The sequence below is a fragment of the Pseudarthrobacter sp. L1SW genome, assembly GCF_020809045.1.
GTDB lineage: Bacteria > Actinomycetota > Actinomycetes > Actinomycetales > Micrococcaceae > Arthrobacter.
This window is the reverse complement of the sequence record NZ_CP078079.1, coordinates 2,209,612-2,228,727: the sequence shown is the minus strand read 5'-3', so window position 1 is coordinate 2,228,727 and position 19,116 is coordinate 2,209,612. Positions and strand designations below refer to the sequence as shown.

Annotated in this window: 21 protein-coding genes and 1 pseudogene; 11 read left to right on the top strand and 11 right to left on the bottom strand. The window is 67.0% G+C overall.

Annotated features, from left to right (window positions below; translation table 11 throughout):
- Positions 1 to 8: 8 nt before the first annotated feature.
- Positions 9 to 632, bottom strand: coding sequence for a response regulator transcription factor (locus KTR40_RS10230; RefSeq protein WP_139029377.1), 624 nt, complete (start codon positions 630 to 632; stop codon positions 9 to 11).
- A gap of 331 nt (positions 633 to 963) precedes the next feature.
- Between KTR40_RS10230 and KTR40_RS10225 the strand changes: the two genes are divergently transcribed.
- Positions 964 to 1,440 (top strand): universal stress protein, encoded by a 477-nt coding sequence (locus KTR40_RS10225; RefSeq protein WP_228403559.1) that lies wholly within the window; start codon positions 964 to 966, stop codon positions 1,438 to 1,440.
- A gap of 14 nt (positions 1,441 to 1,454) precedes the next feature.
- Here the strand turns inward: KTR40_RS10225 and KTR40_RS10220 are convergent, their stop codons facing one another.
- Positions 1,455 to 1,982: a hemerythrin domain-containing protein gene (locus KTR40_RS10220; protein WP_228403557.1), complete on the bottom strand. Its 528-nt coding sequence runs from the start codon at positions 1,980 to 1,982 to the stop codon at positions 1,455 to 1,457.
- 126 nt (positions 1,983 to 2,108) lie between these two features.
- On the bottom strand, positions 2,109 to 2,546 hold the full coding sequence (locus KTR40_RS10215) for a VOC family protein (RefSeq protein ID WP_228403556.1): 438 nt from the start codon (positions 2,544 to 2,546) through the stop codon (positions 2,109 to 2,111).
- 120 nt (positions 2,547 to 2,666) lie between these two features.
- Here KTR40_RS10215 and KTR40_RS10210 point away from each other — a divergent pair, with 120 nt between their 5' ends.
- Positions 2,667 to 3,329 carry a hypothetical protein gene (locus tag KTR40_RS10210; RefSeq protein ID WP_228403555.1) on the top strand — a complete coding sequence of 221 codons (663 nt, stop codon included), beginning with the start codon at positions 2,667 to 2,669 and terminating at the stop codon, positions 3,327 to 3,329.
- A 6-nt stretch (positions 3,330 to 3,335) separates the two neighbouring features.
- Here the strand turns inward: KTR40_RS10210 and KTR40_RS10205 are convergent, their stop codons facing one another.
- From KTR40_RS10205 to KTR40_RS10180, 6 genes are all read right to left on the bottom strand, one after another.
- Positions 3,336 to 6,128: an HAD-IC family P-type ATPase gene (locus KTR40_RS10205; RefSeq protein ID WP_228403554.1), complete on the bottom strand. Its 2,793-nt coding sequence runs from the start codon at positions 6,126 to 6,128 to the stop codon at positions 3,336 to 3,338.
- Between the two features lie 14 nt (positions 6,129 to 6,142).
- Positions 6,143 to 7,138: a polysaccharide deacetylase family protein gene (locus tag KTR40_RS10200; RefSeq protein ID WP_228406097.1), complete on the bottom strand. Its 996-nt coding sequence runs from the start codon at positions 7,136 to 7,138 to the stop codon at positions 6,143 to 6,145.
- 49 nt (positions 7,139 to 7,187) lie between these two features.
- Positions 7,188 to 7,646 (bottom strand): universal stress protein, encoded by a 459-nt coding sequence (locus KTR40_RS10195; protein WP_228403553.1) that lies wholly within the window; start codon positions 7,644 to 7,646, stop codon positions 7,188 to 7,190.
- Positions 7,647 to 7,780: 134 nt separating this feature from the next.
- Positions 7,781 to 8,119, bottom strand: coding sequence for a hypothetical protein (locus KTR40_RS10190; protein ID WP_139029370.1), 339 nt, complete (start codon positions 8,117 to 8,119; stop codon positions 7,781 to 7,783).
- Between the two features lie 105 nt (positions 8,120 to 8,224).
- Positions 8,225 to 9,841: a DUF4389 domain-containing protein gene (locus tag KTR40_RS10185; protein WP_228403552.1), complete on the bottom strand. Its 1,617-nt coding sequence runs from the start codon at positions 9,839 to 9,841 to the stop codon at positions 8,225 to 8,227.
- Positions 9,842 to 9,923: 82 nt separating this feature from the next.
- Complete coding sequence (locus KTR40_RS10180) at positions 9,924 to 10,790, bottom strand: universal stress protein (protein ID WP_139029368.1); 867 nt, start codon at positions 10,788 to 10,790, stop codon at positions 9,924 to 9,926.
- A gap of 177 nt (positions 10,791 to 10,967) precedes the next feature.
- Here KTR40_RS10180 and KTR40_RS10175 point away from each other — a divergent pair, with 177 nt between their 5' ends.
- The 4 genes from KTR40_RS10175 (at position 10,968) to KTR40_RS10160 (ending at position 14,121) form a co-directional block, all read left to right on the top strand.
- The gene (locus tag KTR40_RS10175; protein ID WP_228403551.1) at positions 10,968 to 11,834 is read left to right on the top strand and encodes a hypothetical protein; all 867 of its coding nucleotides are present in this window, start codon (positions 10,968 to 10,970) and stop codon (positions 11,832 to 11,834) included.
- Positions 11,835 to 11,919: 85 nt separating this feature from the next.
- Positions 11,920 to 12,351: a hypothetical protein gene (locus KTR40_RS10170; protein WP_228403550.1), complete on the top strand. Its 432-nt coding sequence runs from the start codon at positions 11,920 to 11,922 to the stop codon at positions 12,349 to 12,351.
- Positions 12,352 to 12,469: 118 nt separating this feature from the next.
- Positions 12,470 to 12,730, top strand: coding sequence for an SHOCT domain-containing protein (locus KTR40_RS10165; RefSeq protein WP_228403549.1), 261 nt, complete (start codon positions 12,470 to 12,472; stop codon positions 12,728 to 12,730).
- 35 nt (positions 12,731 to 12,765) lie between these two features.
- Entirely contained in the window at positions 12,766 to 14,121 is a 1,356-nt protein-coding gene (locus KTR40_RS10160) for a phenylacetate--CoA ligase family protein (RefSeq protein WP_228403548.1), read from the top strand.
- Between the two features lie 117 nt (positions 14,122 to 14,238).
- Here the strand turns inward: KTR40_RS10160 and KTR40_RS10155 are convergent.
- Positions 14,239 to 14,382, bottom strand: a pseudogene (locus KTR40_RS10155) (hypothetical protein); the annotation flags it as partial.
- A 544-nt stretch (positions 14,383 to 14,926) separates the two neighbouring features.
- Between KTR40_RS10155 and KTR40_RS10150 the strand changes: the two are divergent.
- The 5 genes from KTR40_RS10150 (at position 14,927) to KTR40_RS10130 (ending at position 18,128) form a co-directional block, all read left to right on the top strand.
- Positions 14,927 to 15,139, top strand: coding sequence for a hypothetical protein (locus KTR40_RS10150; RefSeq protein ID WP_228403547.1), 213 nt, complete (start codon positions 14,927 to 14,929; stop codon positions 15,137 to 15,139).
- A gap of 119 nt (positions 15,140 to 15,258) precedes the next feature.
- The gene (locus KTR40_RS10145) at positions 15,259 to 15,441 is read left to right on the top strand and encodes a hypothetical protein (RefSeq protein ID WP_139029363.1); all 183 of its coding nucleotides are present in this window, start codon (positions 15,259 to 15,261) and stop codon (positions 15,439 to 15,441) included.
- A gap of 67 nt (positions 15,442 to 15,508) precedes the next feature.
- Positions 15,509 to 16,513 (top strand): ribonuclease Z, encoded by a 1,005-nt coding sequence (locus KTR40_RS10140; protein ID WP_228403546.1) that lies wholly within the window; start codon positions 15,509 to 15,511, stop codon positions 16,511 to 16,513.
- A complete protein-coding gene (locus KTR40_RS10135) occupies positions 16,510 to 16,656 on the top strand; it encodes a hypothetical protein (RefSeq protein ID WP_228403545.1) in 147 nt (48 codons plus the stop codon). The genes KTR40_RS10140 and KTR40_RS10135 overlap by 4 nt, the downstream gene beginning before the upstream one ends.
- Positions 16,653 to 18,128, top strand: a complete 1,476-nt coding sequence (locus tag KTR40_RS10130) for a YdiU family protein (protein WP_228403544.1) — start codon at positions 16,653 to 16,655, stop codon at positions 18,126 to 18,128. Before KTR40_RS10135 ends, KTR40_RS10130 begins: the two co-directional genes overlap by 4 nt.
- 151 nt (positions 18,129 to 18,279) lie before the next feature.
- Here the strand turns inward: KTR40_RS10130 and KTR40_RS10125 are convergent, their stop codons facing one another.
- Positions 18,280 to 19,113, bottom strand: a complete 834-nt coding sequence (locus KTR40_RS10125) for a LysM peptidoglycan-binding domain-containing protein (RefSeq protein WP_228403543.1) — start codon at positions 19,111 to 19,113, stop codon at positions 18,280 to 18,282.
- Positions 19,114 to 19,116 lie beyond the last annotated feature (3 nt).

Below are 19,116 nucleotides of genomic sequence, written 5' to 3'. Positions count from 1 at the left end.
GCCGGCGGCTACTGCGCGTCCTGCGCGTTCCGGGTTACGTACACGGCAGCCTGCGTGCGTCTCTCGAACCCCAGTTTGGCCAGGATGGAGGAAACGTAGTTCTTCACGGTTTTCTCGGCGAGGAAGAGTTCCTCGCCGATTTGGCGGTTCGTCAGACCTTGCCCGATCAGCGTGAGGACCTTCTTCTCCTGCGCGCTGAGCGCCTCCAGGCGCGGGTCTGTCGGGGTCTTGGACAGGCCGGCGATAATCCGCTCCTTGACACCGGGCTCGAACAGCGATTCGCCCCTGGCAGCCTTGCGGATCCCTGCCAGCAGGTCATCACTCCTGATCTGCTTGAGGATGTAACCGGACGCGCCTGCCAGCACTGCTCCCCGGATGGCCTGCTCGTCGTCGTAACTCGTCAGGATCAGGCAGTTCAGGCGGGGATCGAACGAGCGCACATCCCGGCAGACCTCGATCCCGGTGCCGTCCGGAAGCCGGCCGTCCAGGATCGCAATATCCGGCTGCAGGGCCGGGATGCGCCGCGTGGCCTCCGCCGCCGAACCGCTTTCGCCGACCACCACGAACCCTTCACCCTCAAGCAGGTCCTTCAGGCCCTGCCTGACAAGTTCGTGGTCATCGAGGATGAACACGCGCAAAGGCTCGCGGGGATCTGCAGTACCTTCCGGGCCTGACTCATGCATACGCACTTAACCGCTCCCATGTTCATAAGGACCAAGCACCCACTGCTGTGTGAGGCAGCCCCTGCGAAGGGCTTAGGCCTATTCTTCCTTCCGCACAGATTGGCGGGAAGGGACCAAAGTCTGGAGTCATGATCATACAACGGCGCTTTTTCGGCAAGGACTGCACCAGCACCAGCTGGTCCAACGGTTGGCCGGCGGCCCCACTGTGACTTTAGGCCCTATTCCGGCAGCCGAACCTTGTCCAATCTTGGAACAGGCCAAACAGAATGGAGCCCACATCATGGATGCCCACGAACGGCACCCCAAAATCATTGTGGGCGTGGATGGTTCCGACGCCTCGGTTGCGGCCCTCCGGACGGCCGATGCTTTGGCCGGGCCCCTCGAAGCGACGGTGGAGGCCTGGGCATGCTGGGATGTTCCACCCGGCTTCGGGCTCTACCTCGTGGTGGGTATCGAAGGTTTTGAATATGCTGCGGAGCAGTCGCTGGAGAAGGCGCTCACAGCCGCGTTCGGCCCCGAGCGGCCTTTGCATGTCCATACCCGGCTGGTGCGCGGGAAACCCGGCGAGCTCCTGGTCGAGGGGAGCCGGAACGCCTCGCTCCTCATCGTTGGACGGCGCGGGCACAGCGGCTTTGTCCCGGGCTCCGTCAGCTCAGCCTGCGTCAGCCACGCCCACTGCCCTGTCCTGGTGGTGCACGCCCCGGAGGAAGAGCGCGGCTATGCAAAAGAAGCGGCAGAGGCCGACGGCGGGAAGTAGGTACGCCGGGCAGGTCACCGCTGGTGCGCGCCGCCGTCGTGGGCTTCCGCGTGGTGCCCGCTGCCTTCTCCGGTCAGTTCGTGGAGGCCCTTGACCGCTTCGGCCAGGGAAAGCCCGGGGGAGTCGGCTATGAAGGGCATGAGGAGGCGGTTTTCCTTGTCCAGGTGCATGGCGAACATGCGCTGGATGGCAGCGCCGGCAACAACCGCGGACAGCCCGCTGGACGTACGCAGTTCCTCCACCAGGTCCACGATGACGCGGTGCTCGGCCAGCATGCCCTCAACCAGGAGCCGCCCCTCCGGTGTGCCGCGCGGTCCACTGTACAAGGGGCCCTCTTCGGCCAGGGCGTGGGGAATCAGCTCGCTGTCGCACCAGTCCAACAACGTTGCCTGTGCTGTTCCTTCGGCGCCGGAATCACCTGCCTCAACCGCTTCCATCAGCAGGGCCACCAGCCCGTTGAGCTGCTTGAGCATGTGGGAATGATGCCGTTCCACCGCCTGGAGTGCCTGGGCCTCGGAGGCGGCGTCTTTGGGCTGGTTCATGGACTCTTCCTAACTCTTGCGCAGTCCGTGGCTTCCGGACTACTGGCAGCGGAGGGTGCTTCCCTGCCGTTAACTATGGGCGGCAGGCGCAGGCCGCAGGCAGAGCCATTGGTCCCGGTTCCGGTCTCAGCCGTTTCCCAGCTTCTGGGCCAGCATCACGAGGATTCCGCTGGGGCCGCGGAGGTACGTGAGTTTGTAGGTGTCACCGTAGGTCGCCACGCCGCGCAGCGGATGGCATCCGTGCTTCGCAGCTGTCTCAAGCGCTGCGTCGATGTCGTCGACCGAGAAGGCCACGCGGTGCATGCCGATCTCGTTGGGACGGGTTGGATTCGTCTCGATTGCTTCGGGATGGATGTATTCGAAGAGCTCCAGCTGGCCACGACCGTCCGGGGTCTGCAGCACCGCAATCTTTGCATGGTTCCCGTCAAGCCCGACCGCGGTGTCGGCCCACTCGCCGCTGACCGTGTCACGGCCGGCGACAGTGAGCCCCAGGTCCGTGAAAAAGGCGATTGCCGCTTCCAGGTCGCGGACCGCGATACCCACGTTCTCAAGTTTGATGCCCATCCGTTGAAGCTACCAAGGCGGGACGGCCGGCTCCAGTGCCACCGCCGGGGCCTTTGGCACTGGCGTTTCCACCGCCGCGCGGCCCACGCTGGGAGGACAGCAGAAGGAGGACTGTACCCGGTGGCTGACGGACCTGTCGCGACGCGCAGAAATACATTCCTCGCCCAGTGGGTGGGCTGGGTGAGCCTCGGTGAGAGCCTGGGGTTCCTGGCCCCGGCACTCGCCCAGTCCGCCTCGGCTGCCCTGGGTCCGGCGGCGGCGGTTCCCCTGCTGGTGCTGGCCGGCTTTGTTGAAGGAGCCGTTCTGGGGTGGTTCCAGGTGCGGGTACTCAGGACAAGGCTGCCCGGTGTGTCCGCCCGGCGGTGGGTCCTCTTAACGGCAGCGGCGGCAGTGGTTGCCTGGGCCGTGGCACTGCTGACCTTCAGCAACGAGGGTTGGCAGGGCTGGCCCGCACCCGCCCAGGCCGCTACGGGAGCCGTGGCGGCGGTGGTGGTCCTGGTGTCGATCGGCCTTGCGCAGTGGGTAGAACTGCGGCATCACGCCCCCCAGGCCTGGCGGTGGGTAGCCGGCAGCGCCGCCGCATGGGCGGCAGGGCTGGGTGTCTTCATGGCTGCGGCCACCCCGCTGTGGCAGCCTGGCCAGGAGCTATGGCTGGTTGCGGCGATCGGAATCGGGGCGGCCATCCTGATGGCGGTGGCCATGGCCGTGGTTACCGGTTTGGTGATGGTGCGGCTCCTGCCGACGACGTGGGGCACGGCGGGCCAGCGCCGTCCAGAAGGGTGACAGGACCTAGAACTCACTGCGGCGGAAGCGCTTTTCCACTGCCACAACCAGGGACGCGAGCAGAGCGATACCCAGGATCCGCAGCCAGGCTTCCGCGGTGATCGGGGCCGTATGGAACAGCTCGTTCATCAGCGGCAAGTACGTAATGGCCAGCTGGCCGGCTGCCTGGACCAGGACACCAAGGATGACCCAGCGGTTGCTGAAGAAGCCGATCCGCCAGACCGACCGGGTCAGGGAACGGCAGCTGAACAGGTAGAACAGTTCCACGACAACAAAAAGGTTGACGGCCGCCGTCCGGGCTTCTGCGAGCGAGGCGCCGCCTGCGAGTTCGAGTTCGAAGATCCACCAGGTGCCTGCCACGAGGAGGGTGGAGACCAGCATGATCCGAAGGGTGAGGGTCCAGGTCAGGAGCGGGCGGCCGGGGGCGCGGGGCGGGCGGGACATCAGGCCGGGTTCCTTCGGCTCGAATGCCAACATCAGGCCCAGGGCCACAGCGGTGGTCATGTTGATCCACAGGATCTGGGTGGGCAGGACGGGGAGCGTTGCCCCGACCAGGATTGCCACCAGGATCACCAGGCCTTCCCCCATGTTCGTGGGCAGGGTCCAAACGATGAACTTGGTCAGGTTGTCAAAGACGTTCCGGCCTTCCTCGACGGCTGCCTCGATGGTGGCAAAGTCGTCGTCGGTGAGGACGATGTCCGAGGCCTCCTTGGCCACCTCCGTCCCCGAGCGGCCCATGGCTATGCCCACGTTCGCCTGCCGCAGGGCCGGTGCGTCGTTGACGCCGTCCCCCGTCATGGCGACCACGTTTCCCCGGGACTGCAGGGCGCCGATCAGGCGGAGCTTCTGTTCGGGGGACACCCGTGCGAAGACCGTGGCCCGCTCGACGGCGTCGGGCAGGGCGTCCGCGGGTATCGCGTCAAGTTCAGTTCCCGTCAGTGCCGTCCCGTCCGCGCGGTCCGCTGTCAGGCCCACTGCCTTGGCAATGGTGGAGGCTGTTCCCACGTGGTCTCCGGTAATCATTTTCACCGCCACGCCCGCCTGGTGGCAGGCCTCCACTGCCTTCGCCGCGGCCTCGCGGGGTGGATCGAACATGGCCTGCAGCCCTGTCAAGGTCAGCTGCCCCTGCAGGCTTGGCTCGGCCAGGGCACCCCCGGCAGGGAGGCGCATCATCGCCGTGGCAAGGACCCTCAGGCCGGTGCCGGCGAACCGGTGGGCTTCATCGAGCACCGGCTGCCTGGACAGCGGAATGGTGCGGCCCTGGCTGTCCATCTGGCCCGCACAAAGCTCCAGCACCCGCTCCACCGCGCCCTTGACCAGCACAATGGCGGGCTCCTTGCCGCTGCCGCCCGGGAACGCGGAGGTGTGGAAGGTGGCCATGTACTGGCGCTCGGAGGTGAAGGGCAGCGCGCCGGTCCGCGGATTGGCCGAAAGGAATCCAGCGGCGTCCACGCCGCCCTTCGCGGCAGCCACCACCATGGCAGCTTCCGTGGGGTCCCCCTGGGCCTGCCAGGCATGCCCCTCCCGGATGATCTTGGCGTCATTGCAGGCACCGCCCGCCAGCAGGGACCAGTACAGTCCCTCGTCCCGTGCCGCCGTCGTCCGCCCTGCTCCGGTCCCGGCCGCAGGGAGGCCGGCCCCGGCAGGAAGGACGTGCCCTTCCGGGGCGTAACCGGAACCCGTCACCTCGTACCTGGCGGACGGAGTCCAGAGCGCACGCACCGTCATCTGGTTTTCCGTGAATGTGCCGGTCTTGTCCGAGCAGATCACCGTGGTGCTGCCCAGCGTCTCAACCACCGGGAGCCGGCGGACCACGGCCCGGCGCCGGGCCATCCGGCGGACCCCGATGGCGAGCGTGACAGTGACGGCGGCCGGCAGCCCTTCCGGAATGGCCCCCACTGCCAGCGCGACGGCGGCAGTGAACATCTCTGCCGGTTGCTGGCCCCGTGCCACGCCGGCGAGGAACGCCACCGCGGCCAAGGCAAGGATGGCCACCGTGAGCGTCATGCTGAAGCGGGACAGTTTCTGCGTCAGCGGTGTGGCCACCGGCTGCACAGCACCCATGAGCCGGTGGATCTCGCCAAGTTCCGTCTCGCCGCCGATGGCGACGACGATGCCCGCGCCGGTGCCCGCGGTCACCAGGGTGCCGCTGTAGACCATGTTCCTGCGGTCCGCCACGGGGGTGGCGGTGGGCAGTACCACCTCGTCCTTGGCCACGGCGTCGGATTCGCCGGTCAGTGCCGACTCGTCCGCGCGCAGGCCGGACAGCCGTACCAGCCGGAGGTCCGCCGGCACCTTGTCGCCGGCTTCCAGCAGGACGAGGTCTCCCGGGACCAGGTCCTCGGAGGGAACCTCATGCCTTTGCCCGCCCCGTGTCACTACGGCGCGGGTCCGGACGAGGGAATGGAGGGCATCCAGGGCAGCCTCCGCGCGGACCTCCTGGACAAAGCCGATGACCGTATTCACCAGGACCACGGCGAGGATGACGGCCGAGTCCAGGTACTCGCCCAGGAGGAGGGTGACGGCGGCCGCGGCCAGCAGGACGTAAACCAGCGGATTGTTGAACTGGCGGGCAAGCTTGCGGGCAATGCCCCCGCTTCGTGAACGGGGCAGCACGTTGGCGCCGAACTGGGCCTGCCGGCGTGCCACCTCCCCGGAATCGAGGCCCTGCACGTGGTCCGTCTCCAGCAGCAGCACAACTTCGTGAAGGGGGAGGCCGTGGTGGGCCCGGTCCTGGACGCCGTTCGTGGCCGGGGCGGACTTCCTGCCGCCGGGTCCTGCCTGCCTGGCCTTCGCCATGGGTCCGGCCCTGCCTATGGGGCCAGCAGTGCGTCGAGGGTGACGAAGCCATACCCCGCGGCACTGATCCGGTCGATGATCTGCGGTAGGGCATCGGCGTCCAGCGTGGTGCCGTCGTTGGGATTGGAACCGATGTGCATCAGGACGATTTCGCCTGGCTGCAGCTCCGCCAGGGTGCGGTCAGCGACGATCTGCATGGTGACGCCGCCGCTGGTGCCTTTCCATCCCAGGGTGTCCACCGTCCACCGGACTGCAACGTAGCCGAGGTCGTTGACGGCGGTAATGGTCCGGCCATCGCGTTCGCCGAAGGGAAAGCGGAACAGCGGCCGGGGGTCCGCGCCGGCGGCCAGGATGGCCTGCTCCGCCCCGAGGACCTGCTGAGCAATGCCGGTGGCGGTAAGCCCCGTGAAACCAGGATGGGTCATGGAGTGGTTGGCCACCCGGTGCCCCGCGGAAACGATCTGCCCCACTCCGCCGGGGTTCGCACCGGCCCAGTTCCCGGTCAGGAAGAACGTGGCGGCAACCCCCTTTGCGGACAGGGTTGCGAGGATCTTTGGCAGCCCCGCAGCGTTGGCTCCCGCATCGAAAGTCAGCGCCACCACTTGCCCGGCGCCCGGGATGACCGTGAGGTCCTGGCCACGGAGCGGGGCAGGGAACGGCGCGGCCGGCGCAACCGGGCCGGGGCCGGCGTCGGGCCCGGAGGGCGGAGCGGCGGGGACGGGAGGCACGATGACCGGCGGCTGGACGGGAGTTTGGCCCGCCTCGGGTGTTTCCGTTGAGGCTTCCGCCGGCTCCGACGCCGGGGGAGATGCGCTGGCGGCACCAGGAGTGGGGCTGGGGCCCGGGCTTGGCGCTTCCGGGCTTGCGGAGGCACTCGCGGAGCCTGACGGACCGGCGGACGGCGGCCCTCCTGCCGGCGCCCTGAGCACCAGCGCCAGGACTATGGCGAGCGCCAGCAGGGCGAGCGCCACCGCCACGGCGACCACCCGCCGTCGTCCGCCCTGCTGCATTATTGTCAACGGTCACTACCTGGTGTGTTCCTGCCCAAGCCGCCCTGCCCTAAGGGGACGCCGTGTGGCTTTCCGGTGTGTGGACCACCAGCACGGGACAATGGGCATGGGCCACCAGCGCGGAACTGACTGAGCCCAGCAGCAGCCCGCCGAAGCCGCCGTGCCCCCGCCTTCCCACCACTACCATGTCCGCTTCGCGGCTGGCTTCAATCAGTGATTCCCTGGGATGGCCGCGGACCAGGCTGGAGATGACGTTCGACGGCGTTTCGTCACCGAAGGCGGCCTTGACTGCCTCCGCCAGGATGTCCCCGGCGCGTTCCTCGAAGCCCTCAATGCCCATCATCACGTAGCCCGTGTAGACCCGCGGATAATCCCAGTAGGCATTGGCCAGGACCTTCGCGCCGAGCGGGACCGCCAGCCGCTGGGCCTGCCGCAGGGCCTCAATGGAAGCCTCCGATCCGTCGACCCCTACCAGTATCCGCGAGAACGGTGCTCCGGAAGTATTCATCTCAGCTCCTCATGCGGCCCGTGCGGCCACACTGGCAATGGTGTCCCGGCGGGCTCCCGCAAAGGTAGGGCCGAAAGTCACTCCAGGCGGCAGCGACGAGGGGGTTGAGGTCGGGTGGCAGCGGACATTCCCACCTAGCCGGTGTGGGACCCCTCTTTGAGCCACAACGTATCGCCCTCAACCCGGTCCAGCTCATCCGATGCAAAGTAGGCGTGACCAGTCAATAAACCGGACCTGTCCACTTTCACATAGCCGATCCGCAACAGCCTCTCTGCGGTGTGGTGGGGCAACCTGGACGACGCGGCAAACCCATGGATCGAAGTATTGACGAGGCCTCCGGTTTCAGGGTCCGTCTGGCCGTCAGAGGTCACCGCCTCCGGATCACCCATTTTAAGGTCCTCGACCTTGCCGATTTTCTTTCCGTCCGACGCTACGACGTGCATTCCTTCGCGCACCTGCTCGATGACCGCCATGGCCTTCTCCCTCTTGTATGCAGCCGATGATTGCAGAGTCAGTTTAGGGCGGGCTTCTATCCAAAAATAGAGGCAAACCTGGGGCCGTTCGACGCTGCTGCTGCGTCAAAGCAGGCCGTCATTCGAGGGGCGGGCCGCTCCCTGGTATGGCGGTCCCGCCAGGGCCGGCGGTACTTCACGGGCCCCCTGGTCCAGGCGGAACGGGGGGTATTCGTCCCGCATAAGGGCGGCGTATGCAAGGACCCTGTAGATCCAGCGGTTGATGCCGAGGATCAGGTCGAACAGCGGGCGCTGGTAGCGGCCGGTGAACAGCAGGGCCACAACTGCAATCAGGACCAGCAGGCCCAGCAGCGACACGCCTGTGCTCCGTTGGTAGGTGGTTCCCAAGTCATCGGTTTCCGCCCGCCAGGTCCAGTTGGTGCCGGAGAGGGCTGCAACGATGAGCAGATGGGGGATGGCGAGGAGCCACGATTTCACCAGGACCAGCCCGCGGGATAGGCGCTCCGGGTAGTCAACCTCGAAGTCGGCAGGATAGTTGGTTCGTGCCAGGGTGAACGGCGGGTAGAGGTCCGTTCCTGCCGCGGCGTAAGCGTAGAAAGCGACCCGCCAGTTCCAGCGCAGGACGCCCACGTTGAAGTCGAACAGGGACCGGGGGTAGCGGCCGGTAAAAAGGATGGCGAACCACGCCACGATGGTGGTCACGACGAACGCAAACCACAGGAAAAACAGCACGATGAAGTGCGGGATGGCAAGGAACCACTTGACCAGCCACATCGCGCGCGACAGGGCCGGGTCAAGATCGCCGAAGAGCCGGGCCGGGTAGGGAGCACGTTCCGCCCGGTCCCCTTGGCCAGGCTGGGGCAGCGGCGGGGCTCCCGGTGTGCCGGGATTTCCGGGACCTCCCGGGGCGCCCTCCGTTCCCGGTGCACCTGCGTAGCCGGGTGGCGGCGCATACCCCGGGGGCTGGCCGTACCCGGGTGGGGGTGGCGCATAACCGGGGGGTGGCCCGTAGCCGGGTGGTGGCCCGGCCGGCCCGCCGGAGTGGGGCCCCGTATGCCGGCCGAGTCCAACGGCCCCCAGGATCAGCAACGGAATCCCGATTGCCAGCGCAACTGCACCACCCACCAGCAGGCCCGTTGCCGCCGGCCGGATCAGGTCAGAGCGAAAACCTGCCTGCACCTCGGCATTGACACCGGGGCTGGCGTCGGCGTTCATGATGACAATCGCCCAGTTGCCGGCGGCAAGATCCCACGTGAGATCCTGTTGGCCGGACCCGGAGGCCGAGGCGCTCCAGAACGTTTGCTCTCCTGGCGGTGCCGGAGTGCTGGTGCCAGGAATGTCGCGGTATTCGGCCCTGAAGGGCCGGCTGTCGACTTTAAGCAGCTCCGAGTGATGCACGCCTGAAAGGTATCGCTCGACGTCGGCCTGCGGGGCGACGCCCATGAAGATTTCCTTGCCGGGGTCCACGGAAGAAGCACGCAGCCTCAGCGTTCCGACGTCGAAAGGAAGGCGGGGCGGTACGCCCTCGCCCACCGCGTCAAGCCTCGGCGAGGTCAGGGCGTGGGAACCCACCGAAAGGCGTTCCGTGCGAGTGGTGAGGTATCCGTCGCCTTGGGCGGATCCCACCACTGACGCCACGGCACCCCCGGCCAGGATGGTGGCCCCGACGATCGAGATGAGGATCCCCAGGATGAGCATGATTATTGCAGCGGTCTTTTTCATGATGCCGAACCCGGAATGTAGGGAAATGGGACAGTTTGTGCGTGGGAGCACGGTGCGCGGGCGGCGGCGCCGCCGGTGCGGCCTAGGTCTTGTTCTTGATTGCCTGGATCCGGGTAATCACGGTAGGGCACGGCAGGTGCTTGAGGACCCCATGCGCTGTGGAACCGAGAAGAAGCCGTTTGATTCCGCCCCTCCCTCGGCTGCCCACCACCAGCATCCTGGCCCCGGCAGCAGCATCAACCAGTGATTCCACCGGGCCCCTTTCTGTTTCCAGCACCCGATGCACCCGCAGGCTTGGGTAGTCCTCGTTGAGCCCCGCCACTGTCTCGGACAAGACAATGCGCTCCTCCTCGGTAATGAGGTCAGCCAGGCTGGTGGACAACAGGCCGGCGTCCGTTACCCGGTCGGGAGCGTTGATGGCATACACCACAGTGAGGTCGTCCCCCTCCCTGTCAGCCTCCGCAGCGGCAAAGGCCACAGCCTGGGTCGCTTCCTTGGAGCCGTCGACGCCCACCACCACGCCGGACCGGCCCTCCAGCTCCTGGGTTCCCACCACCGCAACAGGGACCTTGGACGAGGCCGCAACCTGGAGGGCCCGGTCTGCGAGGGAACCGCCAAGGTGGCCGGTGCCCGAGCCCACCACCACCATGGATGCTTTGCCGGAGTACTTCGCCAGCGAGCCCCCTACGCTTCCGGTGAGCAGCCGGGTGGTAACGCCAATGGGGAAAGCCCCCCGGATACGTCCGGCGGCAGTCTGCAGGAGCTTGTCGCCCGCCTCCTCGAGGACGCCGATCCACGGATACGGTTCAGCCATCCACCGGTCGTCCACGACGTGGAGGATCACCAGTGGCAGGCCGGAGCGCTCGGCCCGGCGGGCAGCCCAGAGCACGGCCGCCTGGCTCTGCGGGGAGTCGTTGGTGGCGACTGCGATCGGTTTACGGGTTGTCATGGCAGGGCTCCCTGTCTTTCTCGGGCGGTGTCCAGTTCAAGACTGGCTCTGTGCCGGCAGGAGATATAGGGCCAAAGGTCATGGCAAGTCGCGCGGGTGGCCACAGGGGGACCTTAGCCACTTCGCCGCCGCAACGCGCCCATGGGAGCCTTCACATAAACCCAAAGGAGCCGCAAGTTGAATAAAGCAGCAGCAGGTACGCCATCCGCGCCCGCCCGGGAACCCATGAGCCGGGAGAGGAACATCCAGCGGCGGGTTGCCTGGGTGCTCACGGCAGTGCTGACGCTTCTGGCATCCGGTGCCGGAATCGCCTCCCCGGGGATCTACAGCGGCCTCATCGAGGAGCCTTACCTTCCCGGAGCGTTCTCGCAGGACGCCATGTCCCTTGGCGCCGCACTGGCGCTGCTGGCCCTTGCCTGGGCGGCCGGGGGATCCAGCCCAAAGCTGGAGATCATTGTCCTGGGCCTGCTTGGCTACCTCGCCTATGCCTACGGCATCTACATCATTGAACGCGTCTATAACTGGCTCTACCTGGTCTACATGGCCATCTTCTCAATCGCCTTCTGGGCACTGGTGTACCAGGTGGCCGCCTTGTGCCGCGGGACGGCCCGGGTGCACCTGCCCAAACGCGTACGGCTTGCGTCAGCGGCGGGGGCGCTCCTGCAACCGCTGATGTTCTATCCGTTGTGGATCGGCATGCTGGTACCGCTCATGGCAGCCCGGCAGAAGATTGAAACCATCTACTCGGTCTTTATCCTGGATCTCTGCTTCATCATGCCGGCCTTCCTCATCCTCGCAGTTGCGGCCTTCCGGGGGAGGACGCCTGGGGTGCTGCTGCTGCCGGCCGCCTATGTGCTCGGCTTTGCCCTGATCCTGTCCCTTGCTGCGGCGGAGCCCGCCAAGCCGCTGTTCGGCGCACGGTTCGACCCCGCAGCCTTCTGGTCCTGGCTGGCATTGTCGCTGCTGTTCCTGGTCCTCGGAGCCCTGCATCTGAGCCGGTTGCGCATAGTCCAGGTCCGGGGCAAGGGAAGCCAGGGAGGTTAGCGCCCCCACTGTTTCGTCAGTATGCTTACTATTGTCCGCTTAGCCTGTCCACGCGACGTTGGCTGTTCAAGAGAAAGGCATCACCATGACGGAACAGAACCTCCCTGACGACAACCTTGAGGTTGTCCGGGATGACGACGTGCTTCTTGATGAGACTCCCGGCGCGGCTGCGTCCTTTGAACTCGACCCTGTTAAGGGCGCGCCGGACAGCTACCCGGGTGCGGCGGAAAACAATCCGGACCGCTGGCAGGAGGATCCTCTGCTCCAGGACGAGGCGGTCTCCGGGGAAGAAGAAGATTTCATTAGCGAGCAGGCATTCCGGGACGACTCAGCCCAGGCACGGTACGCAGCCGATGACCGCCAGGATGTTCCGGTGACGCCCACCTTGGACGAGGCCGTTGCGGACGTCGACTTCGGGGAGAATCCGGGCGGGCCTGAGTCTGAGGGCAGCGACGACACGGAGAACTTTGGCGGGTCCCCGCTCAGCGAGTTCGAGCCTGACGACCTGGAGCGTTGAGGTGTGCGGCCCTGACCGCGCGTTCATCCTTGGGACGAAAGACTCTGGCGGCGCGGCCGCGCGGGATGGATCCTCGAAGCAGGAGCAGGGCGGGGCCGCATGAGGTGAGGAGGCAGGGATGATGTTTTGGGACGGCAACATGGGCGCCTGGGGCTACATCCTGATGGTGGTGAGCTTCATCTTGTTCTGGGGTGCAATCATCGCCGCCATCGTCGTTTTTGCGCGCTCCATGTCGGTCAACAATCGCAGGGATGGCGGCGGAGCCCACAGTACCGGCAGTGCGGAGCAACTGCTGGCCGAGCGGTTTGCCCGCGGTGAAATAGACGAGACGGAATATTCGGCCCGCCTCGCGGCACTCCGCCGCGCCCGCGGGGCCTGACCAGCCGCCGTGCCCGGTTTTCCACGGCCGGATCCATGGATGTGCAGCTCGTAGCCCGTGTGCTCTTCCTCCGGGCCGCCATGCGGCGACGGGACCGCTGGAGCCCCGCCCGGATCGCCGCGCACCAGGAACGCGCCCTGCGTCAACTCCGGACGGCGGCTTATGCCGGGTCCGGGTTCTACCGGCGCCATCACTCAGGGCTGCATGGCGCTCCGCTTGCCCAGTTACCGCCTGTGACCAAGGCTGACCTGATGGGCCACTTCGACGAGGCCCTGACCGCACGTGACCTGAGCCTGGCGGAGCTGGAACAGCGCCTCCGGACCCTGGCATCGGAGGGCGGCGATCCGGGCTTGCCCTGGAGGGGCCGCTGGTGGGCCGCGGCGACGGCCGGGACCGCCGGTCCGCGCGGAATATTCGCGTGGAGCCGTCCGGAATGGGCGCAGGTGCTGGCCTCCTATGCCCGCGCCAATGACTGGGCCGGAATAGCGGCGGGCCCCACCCGGCCGCTGAAAATGGCGCTGGTAAGCTCGCGCGTCCCCACCCACCAGTCCGCCGTCGTTGGAGCTTCCCTGCGATCGGGCCTGGTCCCCACCCTCCGGCTGGACGTGACCGCGCCCCTGGATGAAACGGTGGCGGCACTGAACGGGTTCCAGCCCCGGGTGCTGGTGGGCTACGCCTCAGCGCTCCTCCCACTGGCGGCTGAACAGTTGTCCGGACGCCTGAAGATCTCTCCCGAGGCCGTGATGTCGGCCTCGGAGGTGCTCACTCCGCACGCGGCCCAGGAACTGGAACAGGCCTGGGGGAGCGCACCCTTCGATGTCTACGCCGCCACGGAGACGGCTGGTATCGCATCGCCGTGCGCCTACCGGAACCGGCATGTCTACGAGGACCTGCTCATCATCGAGCCAGTGGACCGGGAAGGGGTTCCGGTGCCTCCCGGGACAGCGGGCGCGAAGCTCCTGGTCACCGTCCTGTTCTCGCGGACGCTGCCGCTGATCCGATACGAACTGTCCGACAGCGTGGCATTGGGCCAGCGGGGCTGCCCCTGCGGCCGTTCGTTCATCCGGATGGAGGACATTGAAGGCCGGCTGGAGGACGTGCTGGAACTGCCAGGCAGGGCGGGCATCGTCAGCATTCACCCGATCGTGTTCCACCACGTCCTGGACCAGGCTGCGGCCTCGGGTTGGCAGGTGGTTCAGGAACGCAGCGGTCTGCGGGTACTCATCGCAGGGTTGGCGGCGGGAAGCACTCCGGCGGGCATCCAGGAGTCGGTGGCCGGAGCCCTGACAGCGGCCGGAGTCACGAGTACCCCGGTATCCGTGTCAGTGGTGGACCAGCTGGAACGGACCCCACTGGGCAAAGCCCCCTTCGTCCGCCGACTCAAGCGGTAAGCCTGGGCAGCATGCCTGCACGCCAGACCGCCCGTCCACGAGGAAGTAGCCGCCCGTTACGAAATGATGGCTTTCCTTTACTGGAAGCCGGCCAGCCAATCGTCGGGACCGAACTCTTCATGCTGGATGTCCTTGGGCGGAACGCGCCGGGCGATGAGGCCCCTCCGCACCCACTTCGTCGCCCACCTTCACGTCGTTGTGGAGGAGGTTGGACATTTCGCCGTCAGGCGCCCCCTGCCCGTGCACCTGCTTGACAGCGAAGGGGCGGTGCCTGCCGTCGTTGGCAGGCGTAGGGCTGTACTGCCGGGGGCTGGTGGACCCCGTCCTTCATAAGCATCCTGATGGTGACGTACAGCCCGGGCAGGGAAGGCTTCACCTCCCTCTCATCAACACGCTCCACGGCGAAAGTGACGACGTCGTCCGTCTCCTGGACACTCGGCCACCCGCCAGGTGCGCCAGATCGTCCCACGCGCCAGGTGCACGGCGTTGAAGAGACCACCCCACTGCCGCTGGTAGGGGCAATTGCCCCTTGTTCCGGCCCGGGATCTCCCCCGACGAGCGGGCTGCCCGGCGTCGGGGCTTCGGCTTTCCCCGTTCGTGCGGGGAGAGTAGCCTTGGATGACCGTTAGGAAGCATGCGGCCGCCACAGCAGATTGGATGACATCTCCAGCATCCCGGAGGGGTGTGCGGTGGCCGCCTAAATCCGTTGTCCTTTCCCACGGGCTACCGGTCCCCCCGCACCTGGCACCTCCGCTGCTGGGCATCCCTGCGACGAGGCCCAAGATCCAAATTGGGAGGAGTTTCAATGGATACAGGGGCCGTCCTGGCCTTCATCGGAGGTTATTTTGCGGCAGCAGTAGGGGTATTCCTCCTGTATTCGCCGGTTATTGTCCTGGTGCTCGCGTTGCTGGTTACGGCGGGCCTGCTGCGGCTTTTGGCCTGGCCCTTCCTCTACCTGGTCCGCAAATTGCGCCGGAAGCCTGGTCCGCCGCAGGACGGATCGTGGCTCCTCCACTGAGCCAGCACCATTCCCCAAGGCTCTTCCGCTGCTTCCTCCGGCTTCAGCCAAACTGCGCTAAAATGATAAGCAGGCTGATGAATATCGGTTGGCAGGATCAACACTGAAGGAGTTTTCACATGAACTTGGGAAGCATGATCAGGAATGCCGCTGGACGATTCTCCGGCAGGACCGGGACCGCCGGAACACCGCGCCGGACCGGACTGAACGCCACGGGCCGGGCGGCCGGCACAACGGGGGCCGCAGGAGCCAGGCCCGGTGGCGTGGCCGGCAAAATCATGGGGATGCTCCGGCGGCGCTAGGCCGTCCGGCAACCATAAAAAGCAGGTCCCGGACTCGTCCGGAACCTGCTTTTTGGTCCCATCTGCCATGCGTGAACTCACCATCCTGGGTACGGCCTCCCAGGTCCCCACCCGGACCAGGAACCACAACGGCTACCTTCTGCGCTGGGACGGGGAGGGCTTCCTCTTTGACCCGGGCGAGGGAACACAGCGCCAAATGATCCATGCGGGCGTCCCGGCCAGCCAGATCACCCGCATCTGCCTTACCCACGTCCATGGAGACCACTGTTTTGGGCTGCCGGGAGTGTTGTCCCGTATGGCCCTGGACGGCGTGGCGCACCCCGTCCACCTCCACTACCCGTCATCCGGCGAGGACGTGGTCCGCGCCCTCGTGTCCGTCAGTTCACCGGGAATCGACCTCAGGCTGCAGCCCCACGGCGGAAGCGGTGCGGTGTCCGAAGGCCTGGACGTCCGGCCGCTGAAGCACCGCATCGAGACCTACGGCTACCGGCTGGCGGAACCGGACGGCCGCACCCTCCTGCCGGAGCGCCTCGCCACAGCAGGAATAGCGGGCCCCGCGATCGGCCGCCTGCAGCGCGAAGGCAACCTTGCCGGTGTCCGCCTCAACGACGTCAGTATTCCGCGGCCAGGCCAGCGCTTCGCTTTCGTGATGGACACAGCGCCCTGCCCGGGCGCCGAAGAGCTGGCCGACGGCGCCGACCTCCTTGTTGCGGAGGCCACCTTCAGCGATGACGACGCCGGGCTGGCGCGCCAGTACCGCCACCTCACCGCCGGGCAGGCAGGGGAACTTGCTGCGGGGGCGGGCGCTGGGACCCTCGTGCTGACGCATTTTTCCGCGCGGTACGGCGACGACGCCGGACCGCTGGCGGCCCAGGCCAGGGCCCGCGCGGGGGACACCACCGTCATCGCCGCGCAGGACCTGCAGCGCGTGCCCTTTCCCCGGCGGCGCACCTGGCCCGGGACCCGCTCCACTGCGCCTGAACAGTCCACCGCGCGTGAACGGTCCACTGCACCGGAACCCTCCGCTGCACCAGGGCCACGCCATTCAACAACCCCTGGAGGTCACCCATGAACGCCGCTTCCGACGAACTGCCCGGTGTCACCGCCCACGGCAAGGAACCCACCCTCACCCGTGTGCCTGGCCTGCCGGCGTCCGTCGTCGCCGGTTCTGCCGTCCACCGCCGGACAGACGGCGGAGATAGGGTTAACCCATGACTGCTGCAGCAGAATCAACTGTCGCCTTCGAAGGCCGTTTTGCCCGCGAACTAACCGAGCTGGCCGTTCCGTGGCAGGCGGAGGAAGCGCCGGATCCCGAGCTGCTGGTCCTCAATGACTCCCTGGCCGAGGAGCTGGGGCTGGCGCCCGACTATCTGCGGACGCCGGAAGGTGTGCGCCTCCTGCTGGGCAACTACGTTCCGCCGGGCGCCACCCCCGTTGCGCAGGCATACGCAGGGCACCAGTTCGGCGGCTACTCGCCACTGCTCGGCGACGGCCGGGCGCTGCTGCTGGGCGAACTTGTTGGCGACGGCGGGCGCCTGCGGGATGTGCACCTGAAGGGTTCCGGCCGCACACCTTTTGCCCGTGCGGGTGACGGCCGTGCCGTCATCGGGCCCATGCTGCGGGAGTACCTGGTCAGTGAGGCCATGCATGCCCTGGCCATTCCCACCACGCGCGCCCTCGCTGTCGTGGCCACGGGACGGCCGGTGCGGCGGGACACGATGCTGCCCGGTGCAGTCCTGGCCCGGGTGGCCAGCAGCCACCTCCGGGTAGGCAGCTTCCAATACGCCCGGGCCACCGAGAACATGGACCTGCTGCGCCGCTTGGCGGACCATGCCATCAGCAGGCACCACCCTGGGGCAGCCCGCTCCGAACACCCCTATCTTGCACTGTTCGAGGCAGTGGTGGCTGCCCAGGCAGACCTGGTGGCCAAGTGGATGCTGGTGGGCTTTGTCCACGGGGTCATGAACACGGACAACATGACCATCTCCGGGGAAACCATCGACTACGGGCCCTGCGCTTTTATGGACGCATTTGATCCCGCCGCCGTGTACAGTTCCATCGATGTGGGCGGCCGCTATGCCTACGCGAACCAGCCCGTGGTTGCTGAGTGGAACCTGGCCCGGCTCGCGGAGGCCATGCTGCCGCTCTTCAACGAAGACCAGGAACAGGCTGTCGGCCCCGCCGTGGAGGCCCTGGGCAAATTCCGCGGCCAGTACAGCGATGCCTGGTTCAACGGCATGAAGGCAAAGATTGGATTGCCGGCAGGCTTGGCCGGGACGCCCGAAGGGGACGCGGCGTCGGACCTGGTGGACGGCGTGATCGGCCTGCTGAAAGATGGGCCGGTTGATTACACGCGGTTCTTCCGGAACCTTGGCCAAGCGGCCCGGGGCAATTCCAGGACTGTCCGCGGTATGGTGCTGGACCTCGCGGCTTTCGACGCCTGGGCTGAACGCTGGACCGCGTTGAAGCCCGACGCCGAACTCATGGACAGCGTGAACCCCGCCTACATCCCCAGGAACCACCTGGTGGAGGAAGCGCTGGCCGCCGCCACCGAGGGGGATCTTGGCCCGTTCAACCGGATGCTTGAGGCTGTCAGGTCCCCGTTCCGGGAGCGCGAGGGGCTGGAACGCTACACGGAGGGACCGCCCGAGGACTTCGGCAAATACCTGACCTTCTGCGGCACCTAGCGGCTGCGGGGCAACAGGACGCCCAGGAGGCCTCACCGGAAATGGACAGGGGCGGCAGCCGGTAAACCCGGCTGCCGCCCCTGTGTGCACGGCGGGCCTGCCGCTACTAGCAGGACATGCCGCTACTAGCAGGACGTGCCGCTGCCGCTGGTTACGCTACGCGGACAAAGGATGCGCCGCTCAGCCAGCTGATGGAGTGCACAGCGGTCTGGTTGCCGTTTACGCCGCCGCTGACAACCTGGCCGTCACCGGCGTAGACGCCCACATGGCCGGCGGTGATCACCAGGTCACCGGGGGCGGGGGAGCCCACGGTGGAGCCGTACTGGTAGAACTGGCCGGGGGCCAGGTCGCCTACGGACTTGCCAACAGAACGCAGGGCCTCTTCAACCATGGCGGTGCAGTCCTGGATCTGGCCCACCTGGCTGTAGGCGTTGGCCAGGATAGCTGCGCCGGTGCCCGTGCCGGTGCTGGCGGACGCGTAGGACAGGTTCATCCCCGTGTTGGCCGGTGCGGTGGCAGCAGCGGTCTGGACCGGAGCCGGTGCCGGTGCGGCGGCCGGAGCCGCCGGGGCGTAGCCTGCAGCCGGGATCTGGATCTGGTCGCCGGGGTAGATGACCGCAGAAATGGCCAGTCCGTTGGCGGCCAGGACATCGTTGAGGGTGACGCCGTAGGCGGCCGAGATGGCGCCGAGTGTGTCCCCGGATACAACCGTGTGGACGGTACCGGCTGCGGCGGCGGGGGCAGCAACTGCTGCTGCCGGCGCGGCCGAGGCCTGGACGTTAGTGGTCTCGGTGGTGTCCGGACCGGTCACACCGGCGTGCGCCGGGGCGCCGACGCCGAAGGCAATGCCGGATGCGGCTGCCACGGCGAGTGCCGGGCGGCCCAGGGTCCTGGCTTGGGACTTGGCCGAAACGGCCAGTCCTTCGAGGATGATGGAGCGGGCCGGAGTCGCGCGGTGACGGGCGGTGGTGGAATTTTTTGACACAGT